Origin of the sequence: Nocardioides luti, from assembly GCF_014212315.1 — a bacterium.
In the GTDB taxonomy this organism is placed as follows: Bacteria; Actinomycetota; Actinomycetes; order Propionibacteriales; family Nocardioidaceae; genus Nocardioides; species Nocardioides luti.
Genome location: NZ_JACKXE010000001.1, coordinates 361,555 through 374,351, shown reverse-complemented (window position 1 = coordinate 374,351; position 12,797 = coordinate 361,555). Strand labels below are relative to the sequence as shown.

Here is a 12,797-nt window from a genome sequence, read left to right as displayed (position 1 = left end):
CTCAGTGCCCGACGGTGAACCGCTGCCGGGTGTGCTTGGGCTGCTCGATCTCGTCGACGAACGCGACGGCGAGGTCGGCACCGGAGATCTCGGAGGTGCCGTCGGCCTGGGTGACCAGGACGTCGCCGCCGGTGCGGTAGCGACCGGTCGCCTCGCCGGGGGCCCAGGCGCCGAACAGTGCTGCCGGGCTGACGTAGAACCAGTCCAGCGCGGACTCGTCCGCGCGCAGCGCGTCCAGGACCGCGGCGTGGGCGGTGGCCTCGGGCTTCCAGTCCTCGTGGAAGTCGTCGCCGTCGAGCAGCCGGGGGCCGCCCGGTGCGACCAGCGAGCTGCCGGCGCCGCCGACGAAGGAGAGCCGGGTGCCGGAGGCCAGGGCCGCGTCGCGCAGGGCGGGCAGCGCCTGGAGCAGGTCGGGGTCCTCGCCCCCGAGCGCGTGGGTCGCGACGACGACCACGTCGGCGTCCGCGGCGACCCGGGCGACCAGGTCGGCGTCGTGCAGGGAGCCGGTGCGGGTGTCGACCCCGGCGTCCGGGGTGGTGGGCAGGGAGCGGGTGTACGACGTGACGTCGTGGCCGCGGCGGACGGCCTCGCGGGCGATGTGGCCGCCGGCGTACCCGGTGCCGCCGAAGATGGCGATGCTGGTCATGGTGGTTCCTCTCGTGGATGGTCCTACCTGTTCAAAGTAGGTCGCCGACGCGCACGGGACCGGGTCTGCGTGCGACGTAGCATGGTGGATGTGCGACACGACGAGCCGATCCGCCGCGTGGGTTTCGCGGCCGGCATGGGGCAGGTCCCCGGCTGCGAGGTGATGTCCGTGGCCGACCTGCGCGAGCGGGCGCCCGCCGAGGAGTTCCGGCGGCCGCAGCGTCTCGCCTTCCACTTCCTGGTCGTCGTCGACGAGGGCGCCGGCCGGCACCTCGTGGACTTCGAGGAGGTCGCGCTCCCGCCGGGCTCGGTGCTGTGGGCGCGGGCCGGGCAGGTGCACCAGTGGGGCGACATGACGGCGTACGACGGCACCGTGGTGATCTTCGAGGCCGCCTTCCTCGACGCGGTCCCGGAGTGCGGCGACGTGCTCGACCGGCCCCGCTCGCCCGTCCTCGTCGGCGAGGCGGCGGCGCCGCTGGCCCGACGGGTCCGTGACCTGGTGGCGGTGGCCGAGGATCCGCGCCCCTTGGCGGGGGCCACGCGCGCCGCGGTCCTGCGGCTGCTGCTGGCGGCCACGCTGCTGGACTTCTCGTCACGGGCCGACGAGGCGCGACGCGTGCGCTCGCCGGTGTTCGACGAGCTGGTCGACGACGTCGAGCGGCACTTCCGCAGCGAGCGCGACGTCACGGCGTACGCCGCCCGCCTGGGCTACTCCACCCGCACGCTGGCTCGCGCCACTCGGGCCGCGACCGGGCAGAGCCCCAAGGAGCTGGTCGACGAGCGGGTGATGCTGGAGGCGCGGCGGCTGCTCGCGCACGGCGAGCTCGGCATCGGGCGGATCGCGGAGCACCTCGGCTTCGGGGAGGCCTCCAACTTCACGAAGTTCTTCCGTCAGCGGGCGGGTGCGCTGCCGAGCGAGGTCCGGCGCTCGTTCCGCGCCGGCTGAGTGGCCGCGGGTGGTGGCAGGGTGTCGGTCATGACGATCGCGGACCCGAAGGACACCCTGCTCGACTACCTCCAGAACGCGCGCGAGGCGCTGGTGTGGAAGCTCGAGGGGCTGCCGGAGTACGACGTGCGCCGCCCGCTCACGCCCACCGGGACGAACCTCCTCGGCCTCGTCAAGCACCTGGCCAGCGTCGAGCTGGGCTACTTCGGTGACACCTTCGGGCGCCCGCACGGCGAGGAGCTGCCCTGGCACGCGGACGGCGCGGACATGAACGACGACCTCTACGTCACGCCGGGGGAGACCCGCGAGGACGTCGTCGGGCTCTACCACCGCGCCTGGGCCATGGCCGCCGACACGGTCGCCGCGTGCGACCTCGACACCGTCGGCGAGGTGCCCTGGTGGGCGCCGGAGCGACGCCAGGTGACGTTGCACCAGATCCTCGTCCACATGGTGGCCGAGACCTGCCGGCACGCCGGGCACGCCGACATCCTGCGCGAGGGCCTGGACGGCGCGGCGGGGCGCTTCGCGCAGGACGCGAACATGACGGGCGACTACGACTGGCCGGCGCACGTCGCGCGCGTGGAGGCGGCGGCCGCGGCCACCCGGGGTGCCGACGGGTGAGGGCCGGGCGACCCGCCGGTGGCGAGTCGGCCCGCAGTCTCGACCAAAACAAGAACGTGTTCTAGTATTGGTCCTGTCCACCACGACAGGAGAAGTCCCATGGCGAGCTCACAGTCCCAGGCTGTTCTCGACGGAGTCCGCGATCTGCTGCCCTCGATCCGCGAGCGCGCCGACGAGGCCGAACGCCTGCGCGTCGTGCCCGAGGCCTCGGTCAAGGAGCTCGACGAGGTCGGCTTCTTCAAGATGCTCCAGCCGCAGCGCTTCGACGGCCACGAGGCCGACCCGATCGACTTCTACACCGCCGTCCGCGACATCGCGGGTGCCTGCGGCTCCACCGGCTGGATGTCCGCGGTCGTCGGGGTGCACCCCTGGCAGGTGGCGCTCTTCTCGGACGAGGCCCAGCAGGCGGTCTGGGGCTCGGACACCTCGACCCGGCTGAGCTCGTCGTACGCCCCCACCGGCAAGGCCGTCCTCACCGACGGCGGCTTCACGCTGTCGGGCAAGTGGAGCTTCTCGTCCGGCTGCGACCACTGCAGCTGGGTGCTGCTCGGCGGCCTCGTCTTCAACGAGGACGGGCAGGTCGTCGACTTCCGGACCTTCATGGTGCCGCGCGAGAAGTACACCATCGTCGACGTCTGGCACATGGTCGGGCTCAAGGGCACCGGCTCCAACGACATCCTCGTCGAGGACGTCTTCGTCCCCGAGGCGTTCACGCTGTCGATGGGCGACACCGGCCGCTGCTTCGGCCCCGGCCAGGAGCAGAACACCTCCGACCTCTACAAGCTGCCCTTCCACTCGATCTTCACCGGCACGATCACGACGCCGATCATCGGGATGGCGATGGGCGCGTACGCCGAGCACGTGGAGATGCAGCAGAAGCGCACCCGCGCGGCGTACCTCGGCGAGAAGGCGTCGCTCGACCCCTTCGCCGCGGTCCGGATCGCCCGCGCGTCCTCGGAGATCGACGCCGCCTGGGCGCTGCTGACCAACAACATCCGTGAGGAGCAGGCGCACGTCGAGCGCGGTGAGAAGATCCCGCTCGGGCTGCGGCTCAAGGTGCGCCGCGACCAGGTGATCGGCAGCCAGCGCGCCATCGACGCGATCGACCAGCTCTTCGAGGCGTCGGGCGGCCGGGCGCTGGCGGAGGGCACCTACCTCCAGCGCGCCTGGCGCGACGCCCACGCCGGTCGCGTGCACGCGGCCAACGACCCGGAGCGGGCGCTGCAGATGTACGGCGCCCACGAGTTCGGCCACAAGGTCGACCCGGGGATGTACTGACCCGATGACGATCACCCAGGAGTCGGCCCGCCGCTCCGTCGCGGTCAAGACCGCCGAGGCCGGCGACGTCACGCTGAACTACTACGAGGCCGGGTCCGGGAGCGGGACCGGCGGCGGGCTGCCGCTGGTGCTGCTGCACGGCGGTGGGCCGGGAGCCTCCGCGTGGTCGAACTTCGGCCCCGCGATGCCCCGCTTCGCCTCGTCGTTCCGCACGCTGGCCGTCGACCAGCCCGGCTTCGGTGGCTCGGACAAGCCGCCGGTGGTCGGCAACTACTACCGGTTCTCGTCCGACCTCGTCGTACGCCTCCTCGACGAGCTCGGCATCGAGCGCGTGCACCTGCTCGGCAACAGCCTCGGCGGCGGCACCGCCATGCGGCTGGCGCTGAGCCACCCCGACCGGGTCGGCCGGCTGGTGCTGATGGGCCCGGGCGGGCTCTCGCTGAACCTCTTCCACGCCGACCCCACCGAGGGTGTCCAGCGCCTGATGGACTTCGGCGGCGACCCCACGCGCGAGAAGCTTCGGGCGTTCATCTCGACCATGGTCGTGGACCAGTCGCTGGTCACCGACGAGCTCGTCGAGGAGCGCTTCGCCGACGCGACCGCGCCCGGCGCGCAGGACGCGATGCGCTCGATGGGGATGTCGTTCTGGAACCCGGACACCGCCGAGGACGGCATGCTCTGGCGCGAGGCGCACCGGCTGCGCAAGCACACGCTGCTGACCTGGGGCCGCGAGGACCGCGTCAACCCGCTCGACGGCGCGATGGTCGCGCTCAAGCTGATCCCGAAGGCCCAGCTGCACGTCTTCCCGAACTGCGGGCACTGGGCGCAGATCGAGGCGGCCGACGAGTTCGCCGAGATCACCACCGCCTTCCTGTCCCGCCACGTCGAGCGGAGCCGCTGATGACGATCGACGTGAAGTCGATGGGCTACGTCCGCGTGGCCAGCACCGACCCGTCGCAGTGGCAGCACTTCGCCGGCAAGGTGCTCGGGCTCGCCGAGGGACGAGGACCGAACCCCGACCACCAGTACTGGCGCATCGACCAGGTCTCCGCCCGCCTCGTCGTCGTCCCGTCCGACGTCGACGAGCTGAGCTGCGTGGGCTGGGAGCTCGCCGACCACCGGGCGCTGCAGGAGGCCCGCGAGCACCTGCAGAAGGCCGGCGTCGCGTTCGAGGAGGGCTCCGCCGACGAGCTCGCCGAGCGACGCGTGCAGGAGCTGGTCCGCTTCAGCGACCCGTGGGACAACGTGTTCGAGCTGTTCCACGGCATCACCTACGAGTCGCGTCCCGTCGTCACGCCGTACGCCGCCACCTTCGTGACCGGCGACCAGGGGATGGGCCACATCGTGCTGCCCGTGCTCGACGACGTCGAGGCGCTGCGGTTCTACACCGACGTGCTCGGCTTCCGGCTGCGCGACTCGATGAGCATGCCGGGGGAGTTCGTGGGCAAGGAGCCCGGCTCGAAGGTCTGGCTGCGCTTCCTGGGCGTCAACCCGCGGCACCACTCGCTGGCGTTCCTGCCGATGCCGAACCCGTCGAAGTGCGTCCACATCATGCTCGAGGTCGACCGGCTCGACGACGTGGGTCGCGCGCTGGAGCGGGTCCGCAAGCACCGGGCCCCCCTGTCCGCCACGCTCGGGCGGCACATGAACGACGAGATGATCTCGTTCTACGTGCGCTCGCCCGGCGGCTTCGACATCGAGTTCGGCACCGACGGGCTGACGGTGCAGGACGACCGCTGGGTGGCGCGGGAGTCGACGGCCGTGTCGTACTGGGGCCACGACTTCGGCGGCGGCCAGTGACCCGTGACCAGTGACCCGCACACCGTGACCCGGACGCAGTGACTACCGTGGGACGCATGAGCTCGGAGGCCAGCCGGGAGATCCCGGAGGGGATGAACCCCGACGCACGCGAGACCTGGCCCAGCCCGGACCTGATCAACTCGTGGCTCGGCGACGTCGACGTGGACTTCGAGTTCCGCCCCGGCGAGTCGAGCGGCGTGCACAGCGACGACCCGGCCGCGGTCGCCGCGGCCCGCCGGTTCCGCGACGTGCTCGGCCGCTTCGCCTCCGGCGTCACCGTCGTCACCTCGACCAGCGGCGGCCAGCCCGTCGGCCTGACCTGCCAGTCCTTCTCGAGCGTCTCGCTCGACCCGCCCCTGGTGCTGTTCGTCCCCGCCAAGACCTCGCGCGCCTGGCCGCTGATCCAGCGGTCCGGCAAGTTCTGCGTGAACTTCCTCGCCGCCGACCAGGCCGACCTCTCGAACACGATGGCCTCGCGCGGCGTCGACAAGTTCGCCTCGGTCACCTGGCGCCCCTCCGAGGCCACCGGCTCCCCGGTCCTCGACGGCGTCCTCGGCCACGTCGACTGCACCATCCACGCCGTGCACGAGGCCGGCGACCACTTCATCGTCATCGGCCGGGTGCTCGAGCTCGCCGCGGCCGGCCCCGAGGAGCCGCTGCTGTTCTACCGCGGGGAGTACCGCTCCACCGACTGAGGTGGCGGTGCTGGTGCGGGACGCGGTCGGGCGGTGGGTGGTCAACCTGCGGGCCGGGGCGACGGTTGACAGGTCACCGCCACCGGGCGGTGCGGGGTGGGCGGTGGGTCAGCCACCTGCTGGGGCCCGGGAACGGTGGCCAGGTCACCGCCGGCCAAGGCCGCGCCGGCGCGAGGACGCCACGACGCGGGAAGCACCCGACGGCCGGCGTGTCGGGTGCTTCCCGCGTCATGGCGGCGACGCGGCCACCGTGAGGCCCGCCGGGCAGTGGGTGATCAACCGGCGACGCCCCCGCGACGGGTGACAGGTCACCGCCACCCCGGCGCCGCGCGCGTAGGGTGCGGCGGGTGCCGAACGACGACGCCGCCACCGTCCACCGCGAGCTCGAGACCGCCCTGGCGGCGGTGCGCGAGCACGACCGGGTGCGGGCCCGGCTGACCCGGGCCGCGGCCGCGGAGGCCGAGGCCCAGCAGGCAGTCGCGGCCGCGCGGCAGGGGCTGGCCGACGAGCAGGCGGACGTGCGGGCCCTGGAGACGTTCAGCCCCACGAGGATCTGGGCCACGCTGCGGGGCGCACGGGACACCGAGCTCGACCGGGAGCGGGCCGAGCAGCAGGTCGCGGAGTACGCCGTGGCGCGGGCCGAGTCGTCCGCGGCGGTCTGCCGGCAGGAGGTCGTGCGGGCCGAGGCCGAGCTCGCGGCCCTGGGCGACGTGGACGGTGCCCTGGACAAGGCGATGGCCGCGAAGGAGCTCTGGCTGCGGTCCGTCCCCGGTCCGGCCGGCGAGCGCCTGGTCGCCCTCGCGGACGAGGTGGCGGGGGCGCTCGCGGAGCTCACCGAGGTGCGCGAGGCGATCGCCGCGGGGGAGGCGGCTGCCGGAGCGCTGGAGCGGGTCCGCCGGAAGCTGGGGGCGGCGAGCGACTGGGCGACGTACGACACCTTCCTGGGCGGCGGCCTGATCACCGACGCCATCAAGTACAACCGGATGGACGAGGCGCAGCGGCTCCTCCACGACGCCGACGGCGCGCTGCGGCACCTCTCGACCGAGCTCGCCGACGTCGGGGTGAAGGCCGTCGTGCAGGGCCTGTCCGTCGACGGGCTGACCCAGGCGTTCGACGTCTGGTTCGACAACATCTTCAGCGACTGGGCCGTGCGCGACCGGATCACGCAGGCCGCCCGGCGCACCGACGGGGCGGCCGCCACGGTGCACGAGGTCCGGGTCCGCCTGGCCCACCGGGAGCGGGACCTGACCACCCGGATCGACACGCTCGGCGGCGAGCGGGCGGGGCTGCTGACGGCTCCCTGAGACTCAGGCGTGCGGCGCGGGCGGCTCGTCGACGTTGACGGTGGGGATGCCGTCGCCGGCGCGGGCGATGACGACGACGGCGGGGTCGGTGCCGGGGTTGCTCTCGCGGTGGACCGTGTGCGCGGGGACGTGGACGAAGTCGCCGGGGCCGGCCTCGACGTAGCCCTCCCGCCCCTCGAACTCCAGGCGGACGACGCCGGAGACGACGTACAGGCTGGACTCGTTGACGTCGTGGTGGTGCCAGCCCGAGGTGCTGCCGGGCTCGGTCTCGAGGCGGCCCGCCCACAGGCCCGGGACCTCGAAGGCGATCGTTCGTTGCATCCCGGGAGTGGGGTCGGCGGGCACCAGGTCCGCGGCCGGGATCACGCGCAGTGGTTGGCTCATGGGGTCACTGTTGCACCCAGGACGAAGGAGAGACATGGAGACGATCACGTTCGACAGCCACGGCGACCGGTGCGAGGCGTGGTACCTCTCCGCCACCACCGACGTGCTCGCCACCGACCGTGGCCGCCCCTGCGTCGTCATGGCGCACGGCTTCGGCGGCACCCGCGACACGGGCCTGCTGCCCTTCGCCGAGCGCTTCGCGGCCGCCGGGTGCGACGTGCTGGTCTTCGACTACCGCGGCTTCGGTACGTCGGGGGGTGCGCTGCGCCAGGACGTGCACCACCTGCGCCACCGTGAGGACTACCACGCCGCGATCGCCGCGGCCCGGGCCCGCGACGGGGTCGACCCCGAGCGGATCGTGCTCTGGGGCAGCTCGTACTCCGGCGGCCACGTCATCGTCGTAGCGGCCCAGGACCCCCGGGTCCACGGCGTGATCAGCCAAGGTGCCGCCATGGACGGGCTGGCCGCACTGCTCGGGGTCCGCGAGACCAGCGGGTCCGGCAAGACCGCGGCGCTCACGGCCGCCGGCCTGCGCGACGCCGCCCGCGCGCTGACGCGGCGGGCGCCGTACCTCGTCCCCGTCGTCGGCGACCCGGGCTCGACCGCGGTCATCTCGGCGCCGGGCGCCCGCGCGGGCTACGAGGCGATCACGGGGCCGACCTTCCGCAACGAGATGTGCGCGCGCGGGATCCTGCGGATCGCCGCGAACCGGCCGGTGCGGCACGCCGCGAAGGTGCGCTGCGAGGCGTTCCTGGTCGTCGCCGAGGCCGACAACGTCGCCCCCGTCAGCGCCGTGCGCGCGGTGGCGGAGCGGCTGGGCGACCGTGCCGAGGTGCTCGCGCTCGACGCCGGCCACTTCGACATCTACGTCGGGGAGCTCTTCGAGCAGTCGGTCGCGCGCCAGGTGCAGTTCCTGGAGCGGATCCTCACCTGAGCGCCGCGGGCCTCGCCACTGTCGGCGGGCAGCCCTATCCTCCCCGCATGACGCTGACCTTCGCCGGGACCCTCGACCACGCCGCCGTCGTCCGGGCGGTCGACGCCCTCGTCGACCTCGTCGCCGCCCCCGAGGTCGCGGAGCGCTGGGAGCAGGAGTCGGTGTTGCCCGGGATGACCCTCGGCGGGCTGGTGCGGCACCTCGTCAGCCAGCCGGAGTGTGCCGTCGCGTTCCTCGGCCACGGCTCGCCGCCGCACGCGCAGGTGCTGTCGCTGGCGGACTACTTCGAGCGGGTCGACTGGCTGCTCGCGCCCGTCGACGCCCCGGAGAACACCTCGATCCGCGACGACTTCAACGAGATGGCCGGCCCGGGTGTGGAGGAGTCGCGGGGGATCCTCGAGCGCTCCCGGTCCGAGCTCGGCGCCGCGATCGCGGCGGCCGGTCCGGCCGTCTACGTCCCCTGGCAGGACTGCTCCCTGGAGCGCGACGACTTCCTGGTCGTGCGGCTGATGGAGCTGGTCGTGCACGCGGACGACCTGGCCGTCAGCCTGGGTCGGCCGACGCCGGCCTTCGAGCCCGAGGTGCTGGAGCCGGTGCTCGCGCTGCTCGCGGCGCTGGCCGCGCGCCGGCGCGGCCAGGACGACGTCCTGCGGGCCCTGGCGCGGACCGAGCGGGCCGGGGGCCCGGTCTCCGCGTTCTGAGGGTCAGGAGGTCTTCGGCAGGCCGGACCAGGTGACGCGGCGCGGGTTGGCGACGGAGGCGGGCAGCTCGGCGGGTGCGGTGGCGGCGGCGGGGCGAGCGGTGCGAGTGGTCACGACGGTCTCCGTCTCAGGTCGGTGCGTGCTGGTGGGACCAGCGTGGCAGCGCGATCGTGCGTGCTGAAGGGGCTTCGGTGAACCTTGCCAGACCATTGCGGCGGCCTTGAGGAAACCCGGAGATTCGGGCCGGGAACCCCCGTGGAAACAGGGATTCCGGGCTCAGAGGTCGATCAGCGCACGGTGGGCGGAGGCCGTCCCGAACAGCTGGCCCAGGGCGTGGGCCCGCTTGAAGACCAGCTGGGCGTCGTGCTCCCAGGTGATCGCGATCCCCCCGTGCAGCTGCACGGTCTCGGCCGCGATCAGCGCCAGCGCGTCGCCGCAGCACGCCTTCGCGACGTGCGCGAGCCGGGCCGCGTCGCTGGCGGCCGACGCGACGGCGTACGACGCCTGCCAGGAGGCCGCGCGGCCGAGCTCGAGCTCGACGAGCATGTCGGCCATCCGGTGCTTGAGCGCCTGGAACGACCCGATCGGCCGGCCGAACTGCACGCGCTCCTTGCTGTACGCCACCGTCATCTCCAGCGCACGGGCGGCGCAGCCGACCTGAAGTGCCGCGACACCGACGGCACCGACCAGCGCGGCCCGCGCCCGCGCGGCTCCGGCGTCGGCGGCGATCCGCGTCAGCCCGGCCGAGGCCGGGTCGACGGCCACGCTCGCGAGCCGGACCGTCTGATCCATCGACGGCGCCCAGGTGCGGACGGCGGCCGCCGGGTCGACCTCGAAGAGCCCGTCGTCCGTGGCGAGCACGAGGACGCTCGCGCGGTCCCCGTCGAGGACGGGGGACGCCCCGTCGACGAAGGCCGCGACCTCGCCCGCCGCGATCCGGGGCAGCAGCCGGGCCTGCGCGTCGGCGTCGGCCCCCGCGAGCAGCGCCTCGGACGTCACGAGACTGGCCAGCAGGGGAGTGGGCGCCAGCGAGCGCCCGACCTCCTCGAGCGCCACCAGGGCCTCGAAGAGCGTGAAGCCGGCCCCGCCGAGCTCCTCGGGGATGCCGAGCGCGGCGACCCCGATCTGCTCGCAGAGCGTCTGCCACAGCGCCTCGTCGTGGCCGTGGACCGAGGTCGCGGCCGCGCGCACCGCGGCGGAGTCCGCCCGCCGCGCCAGCAGGGCGCGGACGGTGGCCGCGAGCTCCTGCTGCTCCTCGGTCAGCGCGAAGTCCATCAGGCGGCCCCGCCGTCGAGCAGCGACGCCAGCACCACGCCGCGGTGGTGCGTCGGCGTGCCCCACGCGGTCACCAGCGCGCGCACCTTGGTGATCCAGAGGCTGAGGTCCAGCTCGGCGGTGTAGCCGACGGCGCCGTGCACCTGCAGCGCGGTGCGCGAGGCGAGGTACGCCGCGTCGGCGCACGCCACCTTGGCGGCCGCGACGTCCCGGGTCCGCGTCGTGCCGGCGAGTGCCGCTCCCAGCACGAGCGGGCGGGCGAAGTCGAGCGCGATGCGGACGTCGGCCAGCGCGTGCTTGACCGCCTGGTAGGACCCGATCTCGCGGCCGAACTGCCGGCGCTGCTTCACGTAGGCGACGGCGTCGTCCAGCAGCCGCTCGCCGCAGCCGAGCAGCTGGGCCGACGTCGCGAGCACCGCGGAGTCGAACGCCGCAACGAGGTCGCCGGCAGGCGCCGACTCGCCCGGCGCCACCTCGAAGAGGCGGCGGGTCCGGTCGACGGAGGTCCGTCGCTCGCCGGCGGTGGCGTCGAGGAGCGCCCCGTCCCGGACCGACAGCACCCGGTCGGCGACGTCCGCGTCCAGGGCGTACGGCACGTGCGGCGCGACCGCGGCCGTCACGACCTGCTCCGAGATGTCCTCGCCGAGCGCGATCGGGGCGTACGCCGCGGACTCGACCCACGGGCCCGGCACGGCGTGCCGGCCCAGCGCCTCGAAGGCGACCACGAGGTCGACCGGGGTCGCGCCGGAGTCCGGCACGGCGAGCGAGGTGACGCCCTGCTCGGCGAGCCGCTTCCACAGGGCCAGCCCCGGGGCGGTGTCGTCAGCGGCCCAGGCGCGGGCGACCGCCACGGTGTCGGCCCCGGCGAGCAGCCGGTCGAGGGAGGCGCCGAAGTCGCGCTGGTCGTCGGTGAGCTCGAACCTCATCGGGCGGCCCCCCGCGGCTCCTTCGGCAGGCCGAGGATCCGCTCGGCCACGATGTTGCGCTGGATCTCGTTGGTGCCGGCGTAGATGGGTCCGCTCAGGGAGAAGGTGTAGCCGTCCAGCCAGGCCGACTCGACCTCCGCCTCCGGGCCGAGGAGGTCGAGGGCGGTCTCGTGCAGGGCGATGTCGAGCTCGGACCAGAAGACCTTGTTGACCGAGCCCGCCGCACCCACGTCGCCCCCGGCCGCGAGCCGCGTGACCGTGCCCCACGTGTAGAGCCGGTAGGCCTGCGCCGCGATCCAGGCGTCGACGACCCGGTCGCGGTGGTGGTCCCCCCCGGTGGTTGAGGAAGGCGCCCTGGCGCCTGTCTCGAAACCACTGCGGTTCCGATACAGCTCGACCAGCCGGTCGGCGGCGGCGCAGAACCGCCCGGGGGAGCGCAGCGACAGGCCGCGCTCGTTGCCGGCGGTCGACATCGCGACCCGCCACCCGTCCCCGGGGGCGCCGAGCACGTCGGCGTCCGGGACGAAGACGTCCTCGAGGAAGATCTCGGCGAAGCCGGCCTCGCCGTCGAGCTGGGCGATCGGCCGCACCGTCACCCCGGGCGCGTCCAGCGGGAAGAGGAGGTAGGTCAGCCCGCGGTGCCGTTCGGCGGCGACGTCCGAACGGAACAGCCCGAACCCCCAGTGGGCGAAGGCGGCCCGCGAGGACCAGGTCTTCTGCCCGTTGAGCAGCCAGCCGCCGCGGTCCTCGTCGCGCCGGGCCGACGACGTGAGCGACGCGAGGTCGGAGCCGGCCTCGGGCTCGGACCAGGCCTGCGCCCAGATCCGCTCGCCCGTCGCCATCGAGGGGAGGAAGCGCTGCTGCTGCTCGGGCGTCCCGTGGTCGAAGAGGATCGGGGCGAGCAGGAAGATGCCGTTCTGCGAGACGCGGCCCGGCGCCCCGGCGCGGTGGTACTCCTCCTCGAAGAGCACCCACTCCACCAGCGACGCCTCCCGCCCGCCGACCTCCCGCGGCCAGGACACGACCGACCAGCGCGCCTCCGCGAGCCGGGCCTCCCACTCCTGGTGGGCGACGAAACCCTCGGCGGTGTCCATCGACGGCAGCGGCTCGGCCGGCACGTTCGCGGCCAGCCAGGCGCGCGCCTCGTCCCGGAAGGCGAGCTCGGTCTCGGACAGGCTCAGGTCCACTGGTCCTCCTCGTCGGTCGTCGGTCGAGTGGCTGCCGAAGGGGTCCACTGGTCCTCGTCGGTCGTCGGTCGAGTGGCCGCCGAGGAACGAGGCGGCGTATC

General features: G+C 73.8%; 14 protein-coding genes. 9 read left to right on the top strand and 5 right to left on the bottom strand.

Annotated features, from left to right (window positions below):
* Position 1: 1 nt before the first annotated feature.
* Positions 2 to 646 carry an NAD(P)-dependent oxidoreductase gene (locus H5V45_RS01725; RefSeq protein WP_185251343.1) on the bottom strand — a complete coding sequence of 215 codons (645 nt, stop codon included), beginning with the start codon at positions 644 to 646 and terminating at the stop codon, positions 2 to 4.
* A 90-nt stretch (positions 647 to 736) separates the two neighbouring features.
* On the opposite strand from H5V45_RS01725, the gene H5V45_RS01720 reads away from it, so the two are divergent.
* From H5V45_RS01720 to H5V45_RS01690, 7 genes are all read left to right on the top strand, one after another.
* Positions 737 to 1,591, top strand: a complete 855-nt coding sequence (locus H5V45_RS01720; RefSeq protein WP_185251342.1) for a helix-turn-helix domain-containing protein — start codon at positions 737 to 739, stop codon at positions 1,589 to 1,591.
* Positions 1,592 to 1,621: 30 nt separating this feature from the next.
* Complete coding sequence (locus H5V45_RS01715) at positions 1,622 to 2,212, top strand: DinB family protein (protein ID WP_185251341.1); 591 nt, start codon at positions 1,622 to 1,624, stop codon at positions 2,210 to 2,212.
* Positions 2,213 to 2,311: 99 nt separating this feature from the next.
* Complete coding sequence (hsaA, locus tag H5V45_RS01710; RefSeq protein WP_185251340.1) at positions 2,312 to 3,490, top strand: 3-hydroxy-9,10-secoandrosta-1,3,5(10)-triene-9,17-dione monooxygenase oxygenase subunit; 1,179 nt, start codon at positions 2,312 to 2,314, stop codon at positions 3,488 to 3,490.
* Positions 3,491 to 3,494: 4 nt separating this feature from the next.
* Positions 3,495 to 4,391, top strand: coding sequence for a 4,5:9,10-diseco-3-hydroxy-5,9,17-trioxoandrosta-1(10),2-diene-4-oate hydrolase (gene hsaD / locus H5V45_RS01705; RefSeq protein WP_185251339.1), 897 nt, complete (start codon positions 3,495 to 3,497; stop codon positions 4,389 to 4,391).
* Positions 4,391 to 5,290 (top strand): iron-dependent extradiol dioxygenase HsaC, encoded by a 900-nt coding sequence (hsaC, locus tag H5V45_RS01700; protein WP_221633859.1) that lies wholly within the window; start codon positions 4,391 to 4,393, stop codon positions 5,288 to 5,290. The genes hsaD and hsaC overlap by 1 nt, the downstream gene beginning before the upstream one ends.
* A gap of 56 nt (positions 5,291 to 5,346) precedes the next feature.
* The gene (locus H5V45_RS01695) at positions 5,347 to 5,985 is read left to right on the top strand and encodes a flavin reductase family protein (protein ID WP_246415832.1); all 639 of its coding nucleotides are present in this window, start codon (positions 5,347 to 5,349) and stop codon (positions 5,983 to 5,985) included.
* A 347-nt stretch (positions 5,986 to 6,332) separates the two neighbouring features.
* The gene (locus tag H5V45_RS01690; RefSeq protein WP_185251338.1) at positions 6,333 to 7,289 is read left to right on the top strand and encodes a hypothetical protein; all 957 of its coding nucleotides are present in this window, start codon (positions 6,333 to 6,335) and stop codon (positions 7,287 to 7,289) included.
* Between the two features lie 3 nt (positions 7,290 to 7,292).
* Here H5V45_RS01690 and H5V45_RS01685 read toward each other — a convergent pair whose 3' ends face one another.
* Positions 7,293 to 7,673: a cupin domain-containing protein gene (locus tag H5V45_RS01685; protein ID WP_185251337.1), complete on the bottom strand. Its 381-nt coding sequence runs from the start codon at positions 7,671 to 7,673 to the stop codon at positions 7,293 to 7,295.
* 34 nt (positions 7,674 to 7,707) lie between these two features.
* Here H5V45_RS01685 and H5V45_RS01680 point away from each other — a divergent pair, with 34 nt between their 5' ends.
* On the top strand, positions 7,708 to 8,607 hold the full coding sequence (locus H5V45_RS01680; RefSeq protein ID WP_185251336.1) for an alpha/beta hydrolase: 900 nt from the start codon (positions 7,708 to 7,710) through the stop codon (positions 8,605 to 8,607).
* A 47-nt stretch (positions 8,608 to 8,654) separates the two neighbouring features.
* Entirely contained in the window at positions 8,655 to 9,308 is a 654-nt protein-coding gene (locus tag H5V45_RS01675; RefSeq protein ID WP_185251335.1) for a maleylpyruvate isomerase N-terminal domain-containing protein, read from the top strand.
* Positions 9,309 to 9,584: 276 nt separating this feature from the next.
* Here the strand turns inward: H5V45_RS01675 and H5V45_RS01670 are convergent, their stop codons facing one another.
* Genes H5V45_RS01670 through H5V45_RS01660 form a run of 3 tightly spaced genes read right to left on the bottom strand, consistent with a single transcriptional unit; the run spans position 9,585 to position 12,696 of the window.
* Entirely contained in the window at positions 9,585 to 10,583 is a 999-nt protein-coding gene (locus H5V45_RS01670) for an acyl-CoA dehydrogenase family protein (RefSeq protein ID WP_185251334.1), read from the bottom strand.
* Positions 10,583 to 11,509: an acyl-CoA dehydrogenase family protein gene (locus tag H5V45_RS01665; RefSeq protein ID WP_185251333.1), complete on the bottom strand. Its 927-nt coding sequence runs from the start codon at positions 11,507 to 11,509 to the stop codon at positions 10,583 to 10,585. Before H5V45_RS01665 ends, H5V45_RS01670 begins: the two co-directional genes overlap by 1 nt.
* Positions 11,506 to 12,696: an acyl-CoA dehydrogenase family protein gene (locus H5V45_RS01660; protein WP_185251332.1), complete on the bottom strand. Its 1,191-nt coding sequence runs from the start codon at positions 12,694 to 12,696 to the stop codon at positions 11,506 to 11,508. Before H5V45_RS01660 ends, H5V45_RS01665 begins: the two co-directional genes overlap by 4 nt.
* Positions 12,697 to 12,797: the final 101 nt, after the last annotated feature.